The sequence below is a fragment of the Bradyrhizobium sp. 4 genome, from assembly GCF_023100905.1.
GTDB lineage: Bacteria > Pseudomonadota > Alphaproteobacteria > Rhizobiales > Xanthobacteraceae > Bradyrhizobium.
Genome location: NZ_CP064686.1, coordinates 5,917,378 through 5,938,253, shown reverse-complemented (window position 1 = coordinate 5,938,253; position 20,876 = coordinate 5,917,378). Strand labels below are relative to the sequence as shown.

Below are 20,876 nucleotides of genomic sequence, written 5' to 3'. Positions count from 1 at the left end.
CCCGCTTCTACGGCTCCACCGGCGTCGCCGCGGGCAACGCAATTGCTTTCTCGCCCGCGACCTGTCGCAACAAATCGGGCCTGTCGGAGATGATCCCGTCGACGCCGATCTCGATCATGCGCGTCATGTCCTCGGGCTTGTTGACCGTCCAGACCACGACACGCAGCCCGAGCGCATGGGCCTCGGCGATCAGCGCCGCGGTCACATCGCCGAAATAGGGCGACCAGACCGTGCCGCCCGCAGCCTTGATGGTCCGGGGCAGCGACCCGCCATGATCGGCCGGGCTGAATCCTGCCGTCCAGATGGTCGCCTTGTCCAGCGCCACCGTCTGGCTCGAGCCGCGCTGGAGCGTCAGGTACACCGTCGGCATCTTCGGTGCCCGCTGCTGGACGAGCAACAGAGTCCGCCAGTCGAACGACTGGATCATGACGCGGTCGGAGAACTTTTCGGCTTCGATCAGGGCGAGCAGCCTGGTGACGAAAGCTTGCGGATCGAGCGTCTCTTCCGGATGGTTCGGATCGATCTTGGTCTCGATGTTGAAGCGCACGCGCGTATTGCCGGATTTGCGCACCAGCGCGAACAGCTCGTTCAAGGTCGGAATGCGGGTCCCGGGCATGGCGCGCTGGTCGGGGAATTGCTTCGCGTAAGGGCTGTCTGGCCGGATCTCGCCGACGTCATAGGTCCTGATATCGGCGAGCCGCAGTTTCACGAAGGGCGTGCCGGGGGCCGCGACATAGGCGCCGCTCGCATCCCGCGTGATATCAGGGTTGAGCCCGCGCTCATGCGACACGACGACTTCTCCGTCGGCGGTGATGCCGACGTCGAGCTCCAGCGTGTCCACGCCCATCGACAGCGCATTGGCGAAGGCCGGAAGCGTGTTTTCCGGCAGCAGCGCCCGCCCGCCGCGATGGGCCTCGAGGTCGAAAGCCGAATCAAATGCCATGGCCGGTCCCGCAATGAGAAGTGTCAGTACGGTCAAGATCGTCGCAGCACGTGACGGCATGGCGGCTCGTGGGGCAAGGGGAAAGGGGCGATATTTCAACGCGTTTTGGCGCGTCCGGACGATTGTATAGGTTTTCGTGGCTGTTGAAACCTTGGGCGGTGGCTTGGGTTGCGGCCAGCGCGGGGGTATGTACTCATAGTCGGTGCCCTGGAATCCCGCCCGTGCAGCAGCAACGCGATCATCGAATTATCCGCAGCCGGCATTTTCGCCGGATGCAGCGCCGGCATTTCATCATCTTCGACGTTTTGCCCTTCGTCGGCACGCTGCTGGCGCTGGTCCTTCTGTACTACCGCCCGATCGGCGCGATGGAGCTTGGCTTGTTCGTCGGCTTCTGGCTTGTTACCGGCCTCGGCCTTACCGTTGGCTATCACCGGCTCTTCACCCACCGCGCCTTCGCGACCTCCACAGCGATGAGTGCGATCCTGGTCGTGATGGGATCGATGGCCGGCCGCGGCCCCATGCTGTCCTGGGCGGCAATGCACCGCCGGCACCACGAATTGTCCGATCACGACGGCGATCTGCATTCGCCGCGGCTGCACGGCGAGGGCGCGTTCGGCCGCCTGCGCGGCTTCCTGCACGCGCATTTGACCTGGATGATTGAGCACGACTATCCCAACGTTGCGCACTATGTCCCGGATCTGATGGCGGATCGCAGGCTGGTTGCCGTCAACAGCTACTATCACAGTTGGGTCGGTCTCGGCCTGGTGCTGCCGGCCGCGATCGGCGGCCTCGCCACCATGAGCCTGTGGGGCGCACTCACCGGCTTGCTCTGGGGCGGCGTGGTGCGCATGTTCGTGGTCGAGCAGACCATGTCCGCCATCAACTCCGTGATGCACAGCTTTGGCGCGCGGCCTTTCGTCACTCGCGACGACAACAGCCGCAATCTCGGCGTGATGGCCTGGCTCGCCTGGGGCGAGGGCTGGCACAACAACCACCACGCCTTTCCCTATTCCGCGGCCTTCGGCCTGCGCTGGTTCGAGTTCGATCCCGGCTTCATCTTTATCCGGGCGCTGGAAGCGCTGGGACTGGCCTGGGACGTCAAGGTGCCGAGCGAGGAGAAGATTGCGCGACGCATGCTGCGGCAGCCGGGCGACGCTGCGCCCGACCTCGAAACGGGCTGAGCATCATCCGCCGGCTCACGCCGGCGATGGCGCGGCTTTGAACCGATGCTGTTCAACGACTATCCCTTTCTCCTGGTCTTCCTGCCCGCGGCGCTGCTGATCTATCGCTTGGCCGATCCCTATCCGCATCTGCGCATCGGCGTGCAGGTCGCGCTGTCGCTCGCCTTCTATGCCTGGGGCAGCCCGTCCTTCATCCTGCTCCTGATCGGCTCGATCGCGATCAACTGGCTCGCCTCGGTCGCCTATGGGCGCGTGAAGTGGCCGGCGGTGCTGACGCTGGTGATCGGGCTCGATCTCGCGGTGCTGGCGTTGTTCAAATACGCCAACTTTCTTCTCGCCAATCTCGGTCTCGCGCTGGGTACGACGTTGCCGGTGCTCGACGTCGGGCTGCCGCTCGGCATCTCCTTCTTCACCTTCCACCACATCATGTATCTGGTCGATCTGAAGCGCGGCAGGGCGCCGCTCTATGCGCTCGACCGCTACGCGCTCTACATCGCCTTCTTCCCGCAGGCGATCGCCGGCCCCCTGGCGCGCTGGTCGGAGGTGATGCATCAGTTCGGCAGGCAGATCTACGTTCCGGGCTGGCAGCGCCAGTTCTGTGTGGCGACCTGCTTCATTGCGATCGGCCTGTTCGAAAAAATCGTGATCGCCGACGGCCTCGCGCATCTGCTCGATCCCATCTACGCGCAGGCAGCGAACGGGCCCTTGCCCAGCGGCGATGCCTGGCTTGCTTTCTGCTTCTCCTTCCAGATCCTATTCGATTTCTCCGGCTATTCCGACATCGCGATCGGCCTTGGTCTGCTGTTCGGCGTGCAGCTGCCGTACAATTTCAATGCGCCGCTGCGCTCGACCAATATCCAGGATTTCTGGCAGCGCTGGCACATCACCTTGATGCTGTTCCTGCGCGACTACGTGTTTTATCCGCTGGTCAACCTGCGTCTTTTGCCGCGGCACTGGCTACCGATCCAGTTCTTCGGCGCGATGATGATCACGATGGCGCTGTGCGGCCTGTGGCACGGCGCGAGCTGGACCTTCGTGTTGTGGGGCGTGCTGCACGGGCTTGCGCTGGTTGCCTGCACGCTGTGGCGTCGCTATGGCCCGGAGTTCCCGTCATGGCTCGGCTGGACGCTCACCGTGCTCTTCGTGCTCGCGACCGGCGTGATTTTTCGCGCGGGCTCCGTGGAGGCGGCATGGCATGTCTTCTGTGGGCTGGTTTCGCCGCTGCCGCTCGAGCGCGGAAAGCATTTGTGGCCGCTGATTGTAGCGCCGCTGTTCGCCTTCCTGCTGCCGGCGAGCCAGGACATCGTGGCGGTGCTCACGCGTCGCCCCAATCCGTGGCTCGCGGGTCTGCTCGGTCTTGGGCTATTCGCATTGCTGCTTCACATGGGTGGTCGGGATCTCCATGACTTCGTCTACTTCAAGTTCTGAGACCGACCCCGGCTGGGGTCGGAGCTTGCTCGCGTGTCTGGGCACGCTGATCGGGGCTGCGCTGCTGGTGCTCGCACTGATGGTGGTGGTCGATCCCTATGACAGCGGCAAGCCCGGCCTGCTTGGCATCGACGGCGTCGATAATCGTCTGACTCAGATCACGGCGGCGAGCCGCGCGCGAAATCCGGATTTCAATGCCGCGATCCTGGGCAATTCGACGGCGCAGATGATCGAGCCGATGGAACTGTCGCGCGCGACCGGCCTGCGATTCGTGCAGCTCTACATGACCGGTGCGTTTCCCCGCCAGGAGCTCGCGGTGCTGGACTTCTTCCTGCGGAATCACCGCGAGGTCGGTGCCCTGGTGGTCGTGACTGATCCCGGCTGGTGCGTGCATGCACGGCTCAAGGAGGAGGGCGGCGTCCCGTTTCCCGACTGGCTCTATGACAGAAGCGTCGTCACCTACGCTGCGCGTCTGATCTCATGGCAGGCCATCGAGCACGCTTTTCAACGCATCAGCATCGGCCTTGGCCGGCGACCACGGATGAACCCTGACGGCTTTGTCAGCTACGAGGACATCTGGCCGCCGGGCCAATTCAAGGAGGTCGGCTGGCCCAGGGATCCGGCGCCGTCCTTGTCCGCCGAGATGCGGGCGACATTTCCCGAGATCGCTGCGCTGGCAGATATCGTCAGGACATTGCCGGCCGGTGTGCCCGTCGTCATCATCGTGCCGCCGACCTTCGCGACCACCGTGCCGAAACCCGGCACGGAAGCCGCCCTGGAGCGCAGCGCGTGCGATGCCGCGCTGAAGAAAGTGGTCGCGGGCCGACCGCGCAGCAATTTCATCAACTATCGCGTTGACAACGCTCTCACGCGCGACCGCGCCAATTTTGCCGACTTCATCCACTATCGCGCCATCCTGGCGCGCAAGATCGAGCAGGGGATCGTTGCGAGCCTGCGCGATGGGGAGAACGCGAAGATCGATTTCTGAGCGGTCCTCAGCCGAGCTGCTCGAAACCGCCATCGAGCCAGAGTTTGCGCGCCAGCTTGCGCTGGATCTTGCCGCTGGTGGTCTTCGGCAGGGTGCCGGGCCGGATCAGCGCGATGTGGCGCGCGGAGAGTTCGTGGTTGTCGGCGACGGCCTCCCGAATCCGGCCCCTGATCGCTTCGGTGTCGATCGAGTGGCGCGCGGTGCGCTCGATTTCCTGGACGATGACGAGCGATTCTTCGCCGGTCTCGTCCGGCACCGAGAACGCCGCGCCGCAATTTTCGCGCAAAGCTCCATCGAGCGATTGCACCGTGCGCTCGACGTCTTGGGGATAATGGTTGATGCCGCGGATGATGATGAGGTCCTTGATCCGCCCGGTGACGAACAGTTCGCCGGTGACGTCGAGGAAGCCGAGGTCGCCCGTGCGCAGCCACGCCCCGTTTTCGCCGGCAATCTGCGCATTGAGCCCCTCGCGCGTCGCCTCGTCGTTGCGCCAATAGGCGCGGGCGATATTGGCCCCGTTCACCCATATCTCGCCGACGCGGTCCGCGGGCAGGCGCGTGCGGTTGTTTGCGTCCACGATGGCGATCCGCTCGCCGGTGAGCGCGCGGCCGCAGCCGACGACGATCTGCGTGTCTTCGGCGCCGGAAGGCGCTTCCGCTGCGTGCGCCTGAAGCGCCGTGCGGCTCAGGCTGCGTGTGACATGACCGCCGTCGCAGCGTCCGCCGGAAATCAGGAGCGTCGCTTCCGCCATTCCGTAGGCGGGATACATTGCGCGCGGATCGAAGCCGTGCGGCGCAAATGTCTGGATGAACCGTTCGATGGTTTCCGCATGCACCGGCTCTGCGCCGTTCAGCGCGATCCTGAGCGAGGACAGGTCGACGCCCTCCATCTGGTCGGCGCGATAGCGGCTGACGCAGAGGTCGAAGCCGAAATTCGGGCTGCACGCCACTTCCGCGCGGTAGTGAGAGATCGCGCGCAGCCAGCCGAGCGGCCGCTGCATGAACGCGTTCGGCGCCATCAGCACGCAGGTCGCCCCGATATAGAGCGCCTGCAGTGCGTTCAGGATCAGCCCCATGTCGTGATAGAGCGGCACCCAATTGACGTAAGTCGATTGCCAGGTGTTGCCGAGCGCGAGCCGGATCATCTCGAGATTTGCGAGCAGATTGGCGTGGCTCACCATCACGCCTTTGGGCGCGGACGTCGAGCCGGAGGTGTATTGCAGGAAGGCGATGTCGTCCGGCGCCGGCTCGGGCAGTTCGATTGTCTCGCCATCGGCCGCGGCGAGATCGACCTCGATCCAGCGAATGTGCTCGTGCGCGAAGCGTGCCCGCAGATCACCACGGAGCGCGACGGCCGAATTGGTCAGCGCCACCGTCGGCGTGCAATTGGCGAGTATCGCGGCGCTGGCATCGCGCGCGCTGTTTCGCCGCGGCATCATCATCGGCACGGCGATGATGCCGGCGATCAGACAGCCGAAGAACGCCACCATGAATTCGATGCCGGGCGGAAACACCAGGATGGCGCGGTCGCCGGGACGCGCGGCCACGGTCAATCGCCGAGCGAGGGCGGATGCGGAGTGATGCAGTTGGCGGAAGGTGAGGACAGCTTCCTCCGTCCCGCGATCGGATACGAAGATGTAGGCCCTATCGTCGGCCTGCTCCGCCGCACGTCGGGCCAGCAGTGCCACGAGCGAGCGGAAGGTTTCCATGGGTTGCGCCGGCTTCTGCCGCCCTCAGGCGGCGGGACGGATTGCGCCCTTGTCGGCGAGAAATCGCGACAGCGCCTCAACGGTCGGATGGTCGTAGAAGTCGTCCGTCGACAGTTCGAGGTCGAGCTTCTCCTCGAGTTCCATCATCAGGTAGACCAGCATCGCCGAATCGAGCCCAAGGCGGCTGAATTTCGTGCCGATATCGACCCGGTCCTTCGAAATTCGCAGGATATTTGCCAGGGCGGCAACGCAGAAATCCGAAATCTGCTCGCGTGTCATGTCATGTCCCAAAAACAATGGGACGACAATACGGGTGACCCCCTGGTTGTCAATTTGGCCGGAACGCCGCTGCGTTGAAGGTTGTGGACTGTTGCTTCCCTGCGTCGGCCGGTGCCCAATCCGTGCACAGGCTGGCGCTGTTTCCTGCGGTCGACTGCGGCAAGCGCCCGTCCCAGCAGCGGCTTTCTGATTCGCTGGCGCGGCAACGCCGCGTTCAGATAGGGTCAGTTCTGGTAGTAATAGCCACGGGGTTGGTAAACCTGCCGGGGCTGCGGCTGATAGTAGGTGCCGTTGCCCTGATTGTAATATTGCTGCGGCTGCTGCTGATAGACCTGTGCGTCATAGAGCGGGCGGCTGCCACGCGGCGCCGGGTAGCGCGCGCCGGTGTCGGTGCCGTCGGCCGGATAGATGTAGTTGTCATCCTGCGGCATGTAGCGGCGGGCAGGTGCGGCCTGAGGCGTCAGGTTCACGGGATCGCCTGATGTGGCGTACTGCTCTTCGGCGGGCTGCGGCGCGCGGGCCACTGCCGTGGGGTTGCGGCCACGCGGATTGCGCGCCAGGGCCACCTGCGCCGAGCCGGTCAGCGTCACCGTGGTGTTGAGCACGCCCTGCTGCTGCACCAGCGCGTAGAGCGTCGTGGCATTCTGGCGCGACAGCCGCACGCAGCCATGCGAGGCGGGCGTGCCGAGCCGACCGACCGAGTCGGTGCCGTGGATGGCGTGCCCGACCTTGGTGAAGAAGATCGCGTGCGGCATCGGCGCGTCGTCGAATTCCTTGGAGTAGTGATCCTCTTCCATGCGGAAGGTGCGGAACGCGCCGTTCGGCGTCTCCCGCGAGGGGATGCCTGTCGACACCGGCCAGTGGTAGCGCGCGACGCCGTCGACAGCGACGGTCATTTGCTGATTGTCCTTGTCGACGGTGATCTCGACCTTGGCCTGCGCGGTGCCCGCGCTCAAAAGCATCAGGGAGGTGAAAGCAATAAAAAACGAACGCATCTGACTTGTGGCCTCCGGCCTGTTCACACTAGGCGCCGCGGCTCTCCGTCCCCCGGCGTGCACTATGCCTGCAATCCGGCTTTCGTTCCAGCGGCCTGCCCACCCATCGTTAACGGGACGCCCGGCGTAAGCAAGGCCGCTTTGTGCCGCAAAGCCAGCGGCGGCGCTGACATTTTCGCGAGCGGGAGATGCGTTCATAATGCCGACAATTCATCAGAATGGCGCAACCATCCGGGGCGCAACCATTTGGCCGCATCGGCGTTGATGATCGCTGCCTCGACCGGCGGCTTCCGCCGCCGGTTTTACCTTTGGGAATGAAGATGAACAAAGTTTGCGTCGCCGCCGCTTCTCGGCCGGCCGGTCTGCCTTTCCGTCTGCTCGTTGCTGCCGCCGCCGTTCTGGCCGCGCTGTCCTGCATCCCACAGCCTGGCCATGCCCAAGGCATCGTTCGGGGCGCCCAGGAAGGTTCTTATGAAGGCAACCGGATAGCCGGCCCCGTGGGTGGCGTGGTTGGAGGCGCGGTCGGCGCGGGTGTCGGCGGTGCCGTCGGCGCGGTCGAGGGGGTGTTCGGCATTCCTCATCGCGGCCACCGTCGCTGCCGCGGCTACTACGACGGATACAACCGCTTCCACTGCTATCGGTGATGTCACCGTAGCCCGGATGGAGCGAAGCGCAATCCGGGCTACGCCTCTCGATCAGTTCTTCAACCGATACCCCGTGCGGAAAATCCACCAGATCACGACCAGACAGATCACCAGGAAGGCGGTCGTCATGCCGATGCTGACGGCCATGCTGACGTCCGCGATCTCGTAGAAGCTCCAGCGGAAGCCGGAGATCAGATAGACGACCGGATTGAGCAGCGCCACCGTGCGCCAGGCGGGTGGCAGCATGTCGATGGAATAGAAGCTGCCGCCGAGGAAGGTCAGCGGCGTCACCACAAGCATCGGGATCATCTGCAGCTTTTCGAACCCGTCGGCCCAGATGCCGATGATGAAGCCGAACAGGCTGAACGTCACCGCCGTCAGCACCAGGAAGGCCAGCATCCAGACCGGATGGTGGATGTGCAGCGGCACGAACAGGCCAGCCGTGGCGAGGATGATCAGGCCGAGGATGATCGATTTGGTCGCGGCCGCGCCGACATAGCCGAGCACGATCTCGAAATAGGAGATCGGCGCCGACAGGATCTCGTAGATCGTGCCGGTGAATTTCGGGAAGTAGATGCCGAACGAGGCGTTGGCGATGCTCTGCGTCAGCACCGAGAGCATGATCAGGCCCGGCACGATGAAGGTGCCGTAGCTGACGCCCTCGACCTGGCTGATGCGCGAGCCGATCGCGGCGCCGAACACCACGAAATACAGCGAGGTCGAGACCACCGGCGACACGATGCTTTGCAGCAGCGTGCGCCAGGTGCGCGCCATTTCGAACAGATAGATGGCGCGGACAGCGCGGTAGTTCATGACGCCCTCACGAGATCGACGAAGATGTCCTCGAGCGACGATTGCGTCGTGTCGAGATCGTTGAAACGGATACCGGCGGTGCGGAGGTCGCCGAGCAGGCTGGTGATGCCGGTGCGCTCGCCCTTGGTGTCGTAGTCGTAGACCAGCGTCGCGCCGCCGTCGCAGAGGTCGAGCTCGTAATGCCTGAGGCTCTCCGGCAGCGCATCGAGCTTGCCTTGCAGATGCAGCGTCAGCCGCTTCTTGCCGAGCTTCTGCATCAAGGTAGCCTTGTCCTCGACCAGCACGATCTCGCCCTTGTTGATGACGCCGATGCGGTCGGCCATCTCCTCGGCTTCCTCGATGTAATGCGTGGTCAGGATGATGGTGACGCCGGATTGTTGGAGCGTGCGCACCACCTCCCACATGCCCTTGCGCAGCTCGACGTCGACGCCGGCGGTCGGCTCGTCGAGGAACAGGATCTGCGGCTCGTGCGACAGCGCCTTCGCGATCATCACGCGACGCTTCATGCCGCCGGAGAGCGTGATGATCTTGCTGTCCTTCTTGTCCCACAGCGAGAGGTCCTTCAGCACCTTCTCGATATGATCGGGGTTCTTCGGCTTGCCGAACAGCCCGCGGGAGAAGCTCACGGTCGCCCACACGCTCTCGAAGGCATCGGTGTGCAATTCCTGCGGCACCAGCCCGATCAGCGAGCGCGCCTTGCGATAGGAGGTCTGGATGTTCTCGCCGCCCACGAGGACCTTGCCTTCGCTCGGATTGGCGATGCCGCAGATGATCGAGATCAGCGTGGTCTTGCCGGCGCCGTTGGGGCCGAGCAACGCGAAGATCTCTCCGCGCTTGATGTCGAGATTGACGTTCTTGAGCGCCTTGAAGCCGGACCCATAGGTCTTCGACAAATTGGCGACGGAAATGATGGAGGACATGATGGCCGCAAGTCTGAGGGGGCGAAGGCTGGGGAGGGGAGGCTGGAACCTGCCGGGAGGGGCGGGTCAGCGGAGCCCTGAGATAGGAATGCCCTTGCGCGGCTGCAATTAGCCGGAGAAAAATGGCCTCGAAACAGGCCCTTCCGAGGCAGGTTTCAGGCAAGTGTTGCGCGATGGTCACGACTTGCTGCTAAGATCGTCGTTCACGCGGCTCTTTGTTGCGTCTGCGAGCAGGCCATGGCTACGATTCCGGCCGAAGCATATTCCCAAGGAAAAGATCGATGAGACCGAACGGCCGTCACACCGCTGGCGCCAGCCAGTTGTCCGCCCTCCGTGCCTGGGCGATGGGCCTGCTCCTGCTGTCAGCTGTTGCCATGAGCCCGACCACCGCCAAGGCGGCGCCGAGCCAGGCTGCGGTCGCGACCACGCATGTCTACCTGCTCCGCGGCGTGCTCAACATCTTCTCGCTCGGGCTCGACACCATCGGCGCCCGGCTCCAGGCGCAGGGCATCCCGGTGACCGTCTCGAATTTCGTGTCCTGGTCCTCGCTCGCCGATGAGGCCGCCACCGCCTACAAGGCCGGCCGGCTCAGGACCATCGTGCTGGTCGGGCATTCCTCCGGCGCGACGGCGCTGCCGGACATGATCGCCAAGCTCAACCGTCTCGGCGTGCCCGTGAAACTCGCGATCGGGCTCGACTCCGTGTTCAAGACCAAGCTGTCGACCGGCGCGGAGCGCTACATCAACATCTATATCGGTGACGGCCCCGGCGAGCCGGTAAAGCGCGCGGACGGTTTTCGCGGCAAGCTCGACAATGTCGACGTCCGCGGGTCCGGCGTCGGCCACATCTCGATCGACAAGAACGAGGCGATCCAGCGCCGCGTGATTGCCGAGATCGACGCTGCAATCATGCGCTCGCGCGCACCTGCTCCGGTTGCCGAACCCGGCGCCCCCAGGCCGGCGCGCTCGGCGGCGGCAACGGCTCCCCGGAATTAAGCCTTTCGCCGCAAGCCGCTGAATTGACAATGCCGCCGTCATGCCGACGGCGGCATTGTCGTATCTGCACAAGCCAAGCTCGATCACCCGCCGGTCGAGTGAAGGGAACTCTGCACACGATCTGGTGTTGTCACACCATGACAAGGAAACGAAACGTCGGTCCCATGGCGGTTCAGCCCGAGCGGGCGTGGGCCGGTCGGCCTGTTTCCGAAAACGTCCTTGAGAAAAAGCCGCAGCCTCAATTGAGCCAGTTGAGCGCGAAGCGAGCCGGCCTGTTGAGGCAGCACGCGCTGCGAACGCAGCGGGCGTTGCTCGCCGGCAACCGCGACGGTCGCAAGAGTTAAGAGTTCCTCGAATCGACAGGCCGTTTTTCCGGTGTGCCGTCTGTCTGGGGCCAGTCCACGTGAAGATTTATCAGTGCCCGTCATGCCGCCATCCTGTCTCGTTCGAGCACGTCGCGTGCGCGAATTGCAGCACCGAGCTGGCGTTCGATTCCTCGCGCATCGAGATGACGAAACTTGCATCCCATCAATCTTGCCGTAACCGCGAAATCATCGGTTGCAACTGGTGTGTCGAGGGCGCGGACTGGTATTGCGACTCGTGCCGCCTCACGCGCACGATTCCGAATCTCGGCAGCACCAGAAACATCATGCTCTGGCGCCGGATGGAGGAAGCCAAGCGCCGTCTTCTCTATGATCTCAGTCGCCTCAGGCTTCCGCTTGCATCGCGCACCGGCGCACCATTGGCGTTCGACATTCTCTCGGACGAGGTCAGTCCGATCCTGACGGGGCATCTCTCGGGTCTGATCACGCTCAACCTTGCGGAGGCCGATGATGTCGAGCGAGAAGCTCGCCGCGTGGCGTTCCGGGAGCCGTATCGCACGCTGCTCGGGCATTTCCGGCACGAGATCGGTCACTTCTATTGGGACCTGCTCGTTGACGGCACGACGTTCCAGGCCCCGTTCAAGCTGATCTTCGGTGACCAGGCGCAGGACTATCAGGCCGCGATCAACTCCTATTACAGCCGCGCCGATCGTTCATACGACCGAAGCGGCTTCATCAGCGAGTACGCCACGTCCCACCCCTGGGAGGATTGGGCGGAAACGTTCGCGCATTTCCTGCATATCGTGGCGACGCTCGACTCGCTGGCAGGTTTGCCGTTGTCGCTGGACGAGCGCGCCCGTCAGACCCTGACGGATCCCTATCTCGAGAGCGACTTCGAGGCACTTTTGGCCCTGTGGATGCCGCTTGCTCGCAGCATCAACGAACTCAACCGCTCGCTCGGCATGAGCGACGCATATCCGTTCGACATATCGCCGGCGGTCAAAGGCAAGCTGCATCTCGTCCACATGGCGATCAGCGCATTCCGCGATCAGCAGAGCCTGGCGGCGTAAATTTCGCGGGGGACAGCCCCGTTTGAAGCAAGAATCTAGGGCTTTGGTTCTGATTCGATCAGAACCAATCATGCTCTAGGCAGCCGTCACCCGCACGGGCATGCTCTTCAGCCCACGCAGGGAATTGTTGAGCCTGCGCCTCGGCTCTGCCGTGAGCTCGATGGTCTTCACGCGCCTTGCGAGCTCGCCGAAGATCAATTCGCCTTCCAGGCGTGCGATCATCTGGCCGACGCAGGCGTGGATGCCGGCGCCGAAACCGACATGCCCGGTCGCGAGCCGTTCGACGTCGAAACGGTCGGCTCGGTCCCAGCGCGCGGGATCGCGGTTGGCGGAGGCCATGAACAGCAGGACCTTGCCGTGTGCGGGGATCACGCCGCCGCCGATCTCGACATCGCGCGAGGTGGTGCGGAAGAACGTCTGTACCGGTGAATCATAACGCAGCCCTTCCTCGAAGGCATTGCGCGCCAGCTCCGGCTTGTGGTGCAGCTTGCGATATTCATCCGGGTGAGCGGCGAGCGCGAGCAGCGTATTGCCGATACCGTTGACGGTGGTGTCGATCCCGGCGGTGAGGAACGGTCGCACCAGATGGGTTGCTTCATGCTCGCTGATCTCGCCGTCGTCAGCCGCCTGGTAGATCATCATGCCGAGCCCGTCCGGTTGCAACGCATCTCGCGCACAGCATTCCATGATCCAGCTCTGCGCCGCGAGGCCGGCTTGTCGTGACGCCGCCAACGTTTCGTTCTCCGGGCCAAAGCTGTCGAACACGAACGTGCTCCAGGCCAGCAGCCTGTCGCGGCCGTCCGGCCGGATGCCAATCGCATCCGGAAATACCTTCATCGGGTAGGCCTCGGCGAGATCGGTGACGGCATCGAACGTGCCCTTGTCGATCAGCTCCGAAACCTTCTTCTCCGCTTCCTTCTGAAACGTCTCGCGCAGTCGCCGCGCGACACCCGGGGACAGGGTGCGGCCGAGCACGCGGCGGCCCTTGTCGTGGTCGGGAGGATCGATCTGGAGCGTCAGCGGCTTTGGCAGGGCCGGGTTCATCCCGTGCAGCCCGACACCCTCGCCGCTGATGAACGTCTTCCAGTCCTTCAGGGCCGGCTCGACTTCGGCATAGCCTGCCATGGCCCACACGCCGTAGCGCTCCAACGCGAACGCGGGACCGAGCGCGCGCAACGCCTCATAGGCGGGATAGGGGTCCATCAGGAAATCTGGCGCAAACGGGTCGGCCGGACTGGATGCAATGCCGTTCATGGTCAGCTCCCGTCCACTATTGCCTGGTTAGCGGACACTGGCCTTCGCTCTCGGGGCGGAACGCGTCCTCACCCTTGATCGTGGCGACCACCTTCAGCAGGTCCCAAGTCGATGTCGACTCTTCCGGCGCCTTGACCTGGAGCAGATAGAGCGGGTGGATCTTGCGGCCGTCCTTGCGGATGTAACCCTTGCCGAACAGCGGATCGTCGGTCGGCATCTCCTTCATCGCCGCCAGCACCGCCTTGCCGTCCTTGGCACTGCCGACCTTGTCGACCGCTTTGAGGTAGTGAATCACCGAGGCGTAGACGCCGGCCTGCATGTCGTTCGGATAGGCTTTCGACGGAATGCGTTCGGCGAACCGCTTGGCGAAAGCCCGCGTGCCGTCGTTCAGATCCCAGTAGAACGGGTTCATGATCTGCGCGCCTTGCGCAAACTTCAACCCGAGCGCGGGGAGGCCGTTCATGCCCAGGATCAACCCGACCAGCTTATGGTCCTTGGTCAGACCGAACTCGGCGGCCTGCTTCATCGACGTGATGGTGTCGTCACCGGCATTGGCGAAGCCGACGACGTTCGCGCCCGACGCCTGGGCCTGGAGCAGGAAAGAGGCGTAGTCGGCCGTTCCCAACGGATGCCGGACGCTGCCGAGCACCTCGCCGCCGGACGCCTTGACGGCCTCCGCCGCCTGTTTTTCCAGATCGTGACCGAAGGCGTAGTCAGCGGTGATGAAGAACCATTTCTTGCCACCCTGCTGGACGATCGCCTTGCCGAGGCCGCGCCCGTAGGCATAGGTGTCGTAGGTCCAGTGCACGGTGTTCGGCGTGCATTTTTCGCCGGTCAGCAGCACCGTACCGGCGCCCGATCCGACGAAGACCTTGTTCTTTTCGGCGCTCATGCCGGCGACGGCGAGCGCGATCGACGAGTTCGGAATGTCGAAGATCGCGTCGACGCCGTCGTTCTCGTACCAGCGCCGCGCGATGCCGATCCCGATGTCCGTCTTGTTCTGGTGGTCCGCGGCGACGACCTCGACCGGCTTGCCGCCGGCCTTTCCGCCAAAATCCTCCACCGCCATCTTGGCGGCGACGACGGAGCCTATGCCTTGATAGCTCGCGAACGGCCCCGACTGGTCGTTCAGGATGCCGATCTTCACCACGTCCTGAGCGAGGGCCGGCCCCGCCGCAGCCAGCATCAAGGCCGAAATGCACAATTTATGCAGAAATTTGCTGTTCATTGTCTCCCTCCCGTGGGCGGTCTTGGTGCCGCTAAATAATAGTTATATTTTATATCTATTTTCGGGAGAGTCAATTCGGCGGATTCTTGGGCCGCCGCGGTTCGAGGATCATGAGTTCGTGAAACCCGCAGGGAAGTCCGGCCAGCAGCCGGAGAAATCGTTGAATTTGCAGGCGCTCCAGCGCACGCCGGGCTTCATGCTTCGGCTCGCACAGCTGAAATTCTTCGAGGGCTTCTACGAAGCGTTCGCCGCATTGGGCGTGACCCCCGCGACCTATGCGATCTTCGTCGTCATTCGCGACAATCCCGGCGTTCCGCCAAGCAGCCTCGCAAGCCTGCTGCGGCTGCGCCTGCCCAATCTGATCAAGATCCTGAATGAGCTGGAGTCGTCGGGCTTCATCAAGCGCAACCGCTCCAAGGCGGATCGCCGCGCCGTCGAGCTCGTGCTGACGCCAAAGGGCGCCAAGCTCATCCACGAGGCGACGAGCCTGACGGAGCCGTACAACAAGAAGATGCTCGTGCCGCTCAGCGAAGCCGAGCAGCGCACCCTGCTCGAACTATTAAATCGGATCCTGCCGCTCTAGGTGGCCCGCATCGGCGGGCGTGCCGCCCGACAAGGGCCATGGCCGTTGCTCCTGCTAGGTCAAGAACGCGCGAATGCTGTCCGCGATCTCCTTCGCGTGCGTCTCCAGCGCGAAATGGCCGGTGTCAAAGAACTGCACCACGGCGTTCGGATTGTCGCGTTTGAACGCTTCGGCGCCGGGCGGAATGAAGAACGGATCGTTCTTGCCCCAGACCGCGAGGAACGGCGGCTGGTGCGTGCGGAAATACTCCTGGAAGACGGGATAAAGCGCGACGTTGCTCTTGTAGTCGCCGAACAGGTCGAGCTGCACGTCATCCGAGCCCGGGCGCGCGAGGTAGAAATTGTCGAGGTTCTGGCCGTCCGGTGACACGGTCGTCGGATCGGCAACACCATGCGTGTACTGCCAGCGCGTGGCTTCCGGCGTGAGGAGCGCGCGGAGCGCCTCGCGATTGGCCGGCGAGGGATCCTGCCAATAGGTCTTGAGCGGAGTCCAGTTGTCGCTAAGGCCATCCTCATAGGCGTTGCCGTTCTGCGAGATGATCGCCGTGATCCGCTCGGGGTGGCTGAGCGCAAGCCGGAAACCAGTCGGCGCGCCGTAGTCGAAGACGTAGACCGCGAAGCGGTCGAAACCGATCATTTCGGCGAAGCGTTCGATCACGCGTGCGACGTTATCGAACGTGTAACGGAAGCTTTCGCGCGAAGGCATGTCGGACTGGCCGAAGCCGGGAAGGTCGGGCGCCACAATATGAAACCTGTCAGCAAGCAGCGGAATGAGGTCACGAAACATGTGACCTGCGCTGGGGAAGCCGTGCAGCAGCAGGATTTTTGGCGCTCCGATAAGGCCGGCTTCGCGATAGGCCACCTTGAATCCGTCGACATCCGCGCTGCGGTACGTGATTGAGGCCATGACATTCTCCATTTGCAGTAACCTTATAAAAGCTTTTTAAGAGGTTACTGTCAGGCCCCGTAACTTGTCAATGACGTTTTAACTGGTTATCTATGTCCATCTTATCCCGACCGGCCAAGGACCGCTCATGGACCGCGCGCCTGCCATGTTCATCGCCGACTCGCTCGGCCTCGACTTCCTCAACTCGGTGGCGACGCCGGTCGATACGCCCGTGGACTGGATCGACGACGGCGATGGCCTGATCGACTGGCTGGCACAAGCGAAGCTGGTGCCGGCGGATGATCTGCACGCGCTGACAGCACGTGCCACGCCGGACGAGCTGGACAAGGTCGCGGATCAGGCGCGCGCCTTGCGCGAATGGTTCAGGGGGTTCGTGCGCAAGCATGCGGGCCGGCCGCTCACGACAGATGCCTTGCGCGAGCTCGGTCCATTGAACAGCCTGCTGGAGCGCGACGAAGCCTTCAGCCGGATCGAGCCCGGGCCTCACGATGGCGGCGCTCTGGCATTGCGAATCAAGCGGCGCTGGCGATCGCCGGAAGCGCTATTGCTGCCGGTTGGCGAAGCCATGGCGAAGTTCGTCTGCGACGAGGACTTTTCGAACGTCAAGGCGTGCGAGGGGCATAACTGCACCATGCTGTTCGCCGACCACACGCGCCGGCGCGCGCGGCGATGGTGCATCATGGCGGTCTGCGGCAACCGCGCGAAACAGGCCGCCCACCGCAGCAGGCTCAAGAGCATGCAGTGATTGGGTGTCGAGATGCTGGAATGAGCGTGGATCGAGCCCCGGTTCCGTGCCCCAAATTCCACCCAATCGACCGTCACTAAGCGCCTTTGGGGGAGGCTGCAGCCTCCCGGAGTGGGACTGCTGGACTGATGATCGATTTGAGGCGACTCCTCGCGCTGGCAGCCGTTGCGCTGCTCGCCTTCAGCACCGGGACGGCCGTTGCCTCACCTGCCAAGACGAAGCCCGCCGCGGCCGCACCGGCCGCGCCGCCGCCCCCACCGTTCGAGCCATTGCCGCCGCCGAAAATCTACCTGTTTCGTGGCGCCATGGGACCGTTCTTCTCCACCGGCATGGACCGGCTCGAAGAGAAGCTGACGCAGGCCGGCTTTTCGGCCAACGTCTATGAATTCACCATCTGCCGATGGATCGGTGACCGCGCCATCTCGAGCTACAAGGAAACGCCGGCGCCGATCGTGCTGATCGGGCATTCGATGGGCGGGCTTTGCTCGATCGTCATCTCCGAGATGGCGGCCAAGGAGAACGTCCCGATCAGCCTCGTCATTACCATCGATCCCGCGCATGCGACCGGCGACGTGCCGCTCAATGTCGAGCGCTTCATCAACATCTACCTATCCGACAGTGTGCTTGGCGGCGGCAACGTGGTCGCGGTGCCGGGTTATCGCGGTCACTATGCGAGCTATGACCTGAAGGAGAACGCGCGGGTCAGCCACATCAACATCGAGAAGTCCGACGACATCCACCGTCAGATCGTCGACATGGTCACGCAGTTGCCGCGCATCCCGCCCCAGACGCAGGTCGATGCCGTGCCGCTGCGCTATCTCGTGCCGGCGAATACGCTGGTCGAATTGTGGGACAGTGGCGTACGGCTACCGGTACGCCGCGGCGACACCATGGAGAGCATCGCGGCAGCCAATCGCGTGCCGCTGTGGTCGCTGGCGCAGAGCAATTCGCTGCCGGAGAACGCCACGCTCACCCCGGGCCAGTCCATCATCGTCCCGCGCCACCTGACGCCGCCGGAGCCGACAGCCGCCATGGCGACCCCGCCGCCCGCACGGCGGTAAGCGGTCAGCAACGGAGATGGCGGAGATGGGCTTGGCTGATGCCAGGCACCATCCCCGCGGCACCTGTCATTCACGCATCTTGTGCCGTGGCAGCCATCTTGAGGCGGGTGTCGCCAAGGAGGAGCGAGCCGTGGCGGAAGCCCGGCCCGCCGGGCGATAAGGCGCGGCGAGAAGCATCAGAAACAACGTCCTTTCAGCCGCATATTTGGCGGCGGGTCGGCCGTTTTCGCAGCCGTGCATGACCAGGCGTCCTTCCGTCGTGCAGACACGCCACCGCCATGTCCTTCGACCGCATTTCTTCAGGAACACTTCGAATGTCGGGAGCTGTTCGGGCATGTCGATTACCCGTGGCTGCTCGCCGTCAGGCGCGTGGTTGCGTTCCCCATCGCCCGGTTCGGAGCCTGAAAGGTGAGCGGAAAGGCGGAGACGGCGACCTTCTCGATCGCCGAGCGCTCCTCGGACACGCGTCGTTCGATGAACCGCCGTTCGAACTCGGTCAGCTCGGTCTTGAGCACCGCTGATAGCGGCTGATGTTGCTGCGGTGGCCGCGCAACAAAGGCCAGCTCTTCATCGACCCTCATCGCAATCTCCGTAGAGCTGTCGTTGCCTAGGCTGCGAGGCCGGTTCGCTCGACCGATCGCGTGCGGACCGGCTTGCCGCCCGGAGGCCCCTTCGGATGGTGGTCGAGGCTCGCGAGCGCTTCCAGAATTTCGTCGATGGTGACGGCTTTGCCCGAGCCGGGCAGCTCCCGCAATGTCGGACACGAGGCGACACTGGCTGCGTCCGACGCCCAGGACGCAAGGATCGCGCGCTTCTCGCCGATCGACAGCGTTGGATCGGCTATGACGTCGCGGGGATGATCATAGACAGAGCCAGGGTGCAATATCGCGTTCAGATCGATGATGTTGTCGACATGATCGAGCATGAGAGGTCCTCCTCCTTTCTCTAAACCTCTGACTTGCATTCGGGTACGCGGTCGAAAGCCATGGCCGATCCCGCCCGACCATCGGGCGGGATCACCGGGTCTCCGACAGACCGAATTCAGGCGGCTTTGCCTTCGAGTTGATGCACGTTGCCGGACGGCGCGGCATTGATGGCAATTCGCCGCGGCTTCATGGCTTCAGGGATTTCCCGGACCAGTTCGATCTTGAGCAGGCCGTTCTCGAACGAGGCGCTGTGCACCTGAACATAATCGGCCAGGTTAAACTGCCGCTTGAACGGCCGCGCGGAAATGCCCCGGTAGAGATATTCGCGTTCGGTTCTGTCCGGCTTGTTTCCCTCGACGGTCACCGCGTTCTGCTCGGCCGTCACCGTGACTTCGTTGGGTGAGAAGCCCGCAATCGCAAGCGAAATCTGGTAGCGATCCTCGCTGAGGCGTTCAATGTTGTAGGGGGGATAGTTGTCCTCGCCGGCACGCTGTGCCGTTTCAACGAGGTCGAAAAGGCGGTCGAAGCCAACCGTCGAACGCCACAAGGGAGAAAAGTCGCAAGTGCGCATAGCCAGATCCTCCAAGGAGCAAAATGGATACGAACGACACCGGACACGACCGGTGCCCGTCTCAGTTTCCCGACCCACCAGGCGTCGGGAACGCCACCTCTCGGCGGCAGCGGAAAAATAAAAAAAGCCCGTTTTGGTTTCAAGAGGGGGTCCAAAATTTTTTGGAATCCCTGGCGGCTCCCGCTCCTACACTCTCTCCGCAAGAACGGGGAGGGAGAGACGTAGTTCGGACTACACGTTCGATCCCTGGATCGCCTCGATCACGGCATCAGTCACGTCCTTCGTCGTCGCCGTGCCACCGACATCCGGTGTCAGCACGCCGGCTGCGCATACTTTCTCCACCGCCGCCATCAACCGCACCGCCGCGTCTTTTTCGCCGAGATGCTCCAGCATCTGCGCGCCGGTCCAGAATGTCGCAACCGGGTTGGCGATGCCCTTGCCGGTGATGTCGAAGGCCGAGCCGTGGATCGGCTCGAACATCGAGGGGAAGCGGCGCTGCGGATCGATATTGCCGGTCGGCGCGACGCCGAGGCTTCCTGCCAGCGCGCCGGCGAGGTCGGAGAGGATGTCGGCGTGCAAATTGGTCGCGACGATGGTGTCGAGGCTCTTCGGATGCAGCGTCATGCGCACCGTCATGGCGTCGACCAGCATCTTGTCCCAGGTCACATCAGGGAATTCTCCCGCGACCTCGGCCGCGATCTCGTCCCACATCACCATGCCATGGCGCTGCGCGTTCGACTTGGTCACAACGGTCAGGAACTTGCGTGGGCGCGACCGCGCGAGCTCGAACGCATAGCGCATGATCCGCGTGACGCCGACGCGGGTGAACACCGCGACCTCGGTGCCGACCTCTTCCGGGAGACCCCTGTGGGCGCGGCCGCCCATGCCGGCATACTCGCCCTCCGAATTCTCGCGCACGATCACCCAGTCGAGGTCGCCGACGCCGACATTGCGCAGCGGCGAGGCGACGCCCGGCAAGATCTTGGTCGGCCGCACATTGGCGTATTGGTCAAAGCCCTGGCAGATCGGCAGCCGCAGCCCCCACAGCGTGATGTGATCGGGCACGTCGGGCGCACCGACCGCGCCGAAATAGATCGCGTCGAACTTCTTCAACTCGTCGAGGCCGTCGGCCGGCATCATGACGCCGTGCTTCTTGTAATAGTCCGAGCCCCAGTCGAACGTCTTGATGTTGAAGGCGAGGTCGCCGCTGCGTTTGGCCAGCGCCTCCAGCACGCGAACGCCGGCGGAGATGACCTCGGGGCCGATGCCGTCGGCGGGGATCGCTGCAATCGAATGGGTACGCATGAGGATGCTC

At 63.7% G+C, this 20,876-nt stretch carries 22 protein-coding genes; 9 read left to right on the top strand and 13 right to left on the bottom strand.

Features of this window, described 5'->3' with window-relative positions; genetic code table 11:
• Nucleotides 1-7: 7 nt before the first annotated feature.
• Complete coding sequence (locus IVB45_RS28360) at nt 8-943, bottom strand: glycerophosphodiester phosphodiesterase (RefSeq protein WP_245287885.1); 936 nt, start codon at nt 941-943, stop codon at nt 8-10.
• A 221-nt stretch (nt 944-1,164) separates the two neighbouring features.
• On the opposite strand from IVB45_RS28360, the gene IVB45_RS28355 reads away from it, so the two are divergent.
• The 3 genes from IVB45_RS28355 to IVB45_RS28345 are packed head-to-tail and all read left to right on the top strand — an operon-like array spanning nt 1,165 to nt 4,540.
• Nucleotides 1,165-2,124 carry a fatty acid desaturase gene (locus IVB45_RS28355; protein ID WP_247358684.1) on the top strand — a complete coding sequence of 320 codons (960 nt, stop codon included), beginning with the start codon at nt 1,165-1,167 and terminating at the stop codon, nt 2,122-2,124.
• A gap of 45 nt (nt 2,125-2,169) precedes the next feature.
• Nucleotides 2,170-3,552 carry an MBOAT family O-acyltransferase gene (locus IVB45_RS28350; protein WP_247358685.1) on the top strand — a complete coding sequence of 461 codons (1,383 nt, stop codon included), beginning with the start codon at nt 2,170-2,172 and terminating at the stop codon, nt 3,550-3,552.
• Nucleotides 3,553-3,577: 25 nt separating this feature from the next.
• The gene (locus tag IVB45_RS28345) at nt 3,578-4,540 is read left to right on the top strand and encodes a hypothetical protein (RefSeq protein WP_247358687.1); all 963 of its coding nucleotides are present in this window, start codon (nt 3,578-3,580) and stop codon (nt 4,538-4,540) included.
• Between the two features lie 7 nt (nt 4,541-4,547).
• Here IVB45_RS28345 and IVB45_RS28340 read toward each other — a convergent pair whose 3' ends face one another.
• From IVB45_RS28340 to IVB45_RS28330, 3 genes are all read right to left on the bottom strand, one after another.
• Nucleotides 4,548-6,248: a fatty acyl-AMP ligase gene (locus IVB45_RS28340; protein ID WP_247358689.1), complete on the bottom strand. Its 1,701-nt coding sequence runs from the start codon at nt 6,246-6,248 to the stop codon at nt 4,548-4,550.
• A 24-nt stretch (nt 6,249-6,272) separates the two neighbouring features.
• Complete coding sequence (locus IVB45_RS28335; protein WP_027570724.1) at nt 6,273-6,527, bottom strand: acyl carrier protein; 255 nt, start codon at nt 6,525-6,527, stop codon at nt 6,273-6,275.
• A gap of 224 nt (nt 6,528-6,751) precedes the next feature.
• Entirely contained in the window at nt 6,752-7,522 is a 771-nt protein-coding gene (locus IVB45_RS28330; protein WP_247288022.1) for a L,D-transpeptidase, read from the bottom strand.
• A gap of 320 nt (nt 7,523-7,842) precedes the next feature.
• Here IVB45_RS28330 and IVB45_RS28325 point away from each other — a divergent pair, with 320 nt between their 5' ends.
• On the top strand, nt 7,843-8,166 hold the full coding sequence (locus tag IVB45_RS28325) for a hypothetical protein (protein WP_247359184.1): 324 nt from the start codon (nt 7,843-7,845) through the stop codon (nt 8,164-8,166).
• Nucleotides 8,167-8,217: 51 nt separating this feature from the next.
• Here the strand turns inward: IVB45_RS28325 and IVB45_RS28320 are convergent, their stop codons facing one another.
• Nucleotides 8,218-8,979 (bottom strand): ABC transporter permease, encoded by a 762-nt coding sequence (locus IVB45_RS28320; protein ID WP_018454266.1) that lies wholly within the window; start codon nt 8,977-8,979, stop codon nt 8,218-8,220.
• Entirely contained in the window at nt 8,976-9,899 is a 924-nt protein-coding gene (locus IVB45_RS28315; RefSeq protein WP_027570727.1) for an ABC transporter ATP-binding protein, read from the bottom strand. Before IVB45_RS28315 ends, IVB45_RS28320 begins: the two co-directional genes overlap by 4 nt.
• Before the next feature lie 281 nt (nt 9,900-10,180).
• Between IVB45_RS28315 and IVB45_RS28310 the strand changes: the two genes are divergently transcribed.
• Nucleotides 10,181-10,894: a hypothetical protein gene (locus IVB45_RS28310; protein ID WP_247358691.1), complete on the top strand. Its 714-nt coding sequence runs from the start codon at nt 10,181-10,183 to the stop codon at nt 10,892-10,894.
• A gap of 403 nt (nt 10,895-11,297) precedes the next feature.
• On the top strand, nt 11,298-12,287 hold the full coding sequence (locus IVB45_RS28305; RefSeq protein WP_247358693.1) for a putative zinc-binding metallopeptidase: 990 nt from the start codon (nt 11,298-11,300) through the stop codon (nt 12,285-12,287).
• A 75-nt stretch (nt 12,288-12,362) separates the two neighbouring features.
• Here IVB45_RS28305 and IVB45_RS28300 read toward each other — a convergent pair whose 3' ends face one another.
• Nucleotides 12,363-13,541 (bottom strand): cytochrome P450, encoded by a 1,179-nt coding sequence (locus IVB45_RS28300; RefSeq protein WP_247358694.1) that lies wholly within the window; start codon nt 13,539-13,541, stop codon nt 12,363-12,365.
• 16 nt (nt 13,542-13,557) lie between these two features.
• Nucleotides 13,558-14,769: an ABC transporter substrate-binding protein gene (locus IVB45_RS28295; RefSeq protein ID WP_247358696.1), complete on the bottom strand. Its 1,212-nt coding sequence runs from the start codon at nt 14,767-14,769 to the stop codon at nt 13,558-13,560.
• Here IVB45_RS28295 and IVB45_RS28290 point away from each other — a divergent pair.
• Nucleotides 14,759-15,352 (top strand): MarR family winged helix-turn-helix transcriptional regulator, encoded by a 594-nt coding sequence (locus tag IVB45_RS28290; protein ID WP_245287888.1) that lies wholly within the window; start codon nt 14,759-14,761, stop codon nt 15,350-15,352. The two genes, IVB45_RS28295 and IVB45_RS28290, sit on opposite strands and share 11 nt — an antisense overlap.
• Nucleotides 15,353-15,406: 54 nt before the next feature.
• Here the strand turns inward: IVB45_RS28290 and IVB45_RS28285 are convergent, their stop codons facing one another.
• Nucleotides 15,407-16,258: an alpha/beta hydrolase gene (locus IVB45_RS28285; RefSeq protein WP_247358697.1), complete on the bottom strand. Its 852-nt coding sequence runs from the start codon at nt 16,256-16,258 to the stop codon at nt 15,407-15,409.
• Between the two features lie 127 nt (nt 16,259-16,385).
• On the opposite strand from IVB45_RS28285, the gene IVB45_RS28280 reads away from it, so the two are divergent.
• Together IVB45_RS28280 and IVB45_RS28275 are read left to right on the top strand one after the other, a co-directional pair.
• Nucleotides 16,386-17,003: an ABATE domain-containing protein gene (locus IVB45_RS28280; RefSeq protein WP_247358720.1), complete on the top strand. Its 618-nt coding sequence runs from the start codon at nt 16,386-16,388 to the stop codon at nt 17,001-17,003.
• 128 nt (nt 17,004-17,131) lie between these two features.
• A complete protein-coding gene (locus IVB45_RS28275; RefSeq protein ID WP_247358722.1) occupies nt 17,132-18,064 on the top strand; it encodes a LysM peptidoglycan-binding domain-containing protein in 933 nt (310 codons plus the stop codon).
• Nucleotides 18,065-18,405: 341 nt separating this feature from the next.
• Here the strand turns inward: IVB45_RS28275 and IVB45_RS28270 are convergent, their stop codons facing one another.
• From IVB45_RS28270 to IVB45_RS28255, 4 genes are all read right to left on the bottom strand, one after another.
• On the bottom strand, nt 18,406-18,645 hold the full coding sequence (locus IVB45_RS28270) for a hypothetical protein (protein WP_346015296.1): 240 nt from the start codon (nt 18,643-18,645) through the stop codon (nt 18,406-18,408).
• A 26-nt stretch (nt 18,646-18,671) separates the two neighbouring features.
• Complete coding sequence (locus tag IVB45_RS28265; protein ID WP_247358723.1) at nt 18,672-18,989, bottom strand: hypothetical protein; 318 nt, start codon at nt 18,987-18,989, stop codon at nt 18,672-18,674.
• A 116-nt stretch (nt 18,990-19,105) separates the two neighbouring features.
• The gene (locus IVB45_RS28260) at nt 19,106-19,561 is read right to left on the bottom strand and encodes an Hsp20 family protein (protein ID WP_027570739.1); all 456 of its coding nucleotides are present in this window, start codon (nt 19,559-19,561) and stop codon (nt 19,106-19,108) included.
• Between the two features lie 231 nt (nt 19,562-19,792).
• The gene (locus tag IVB45_RS28255; protein ID WP_247358726.1) at nt 19,793-20,866 is read right to left on the bottom strand and encodes a tartrate dehydrogenase; all 1,074 of its coding nucleotides are present in this window, start codon (nt 20,864-20,866) and stop codon (nt 19,793-19,795) included.
• Nucleotides 20,867-20,876 lie beyond the last annotated feature (10 nt).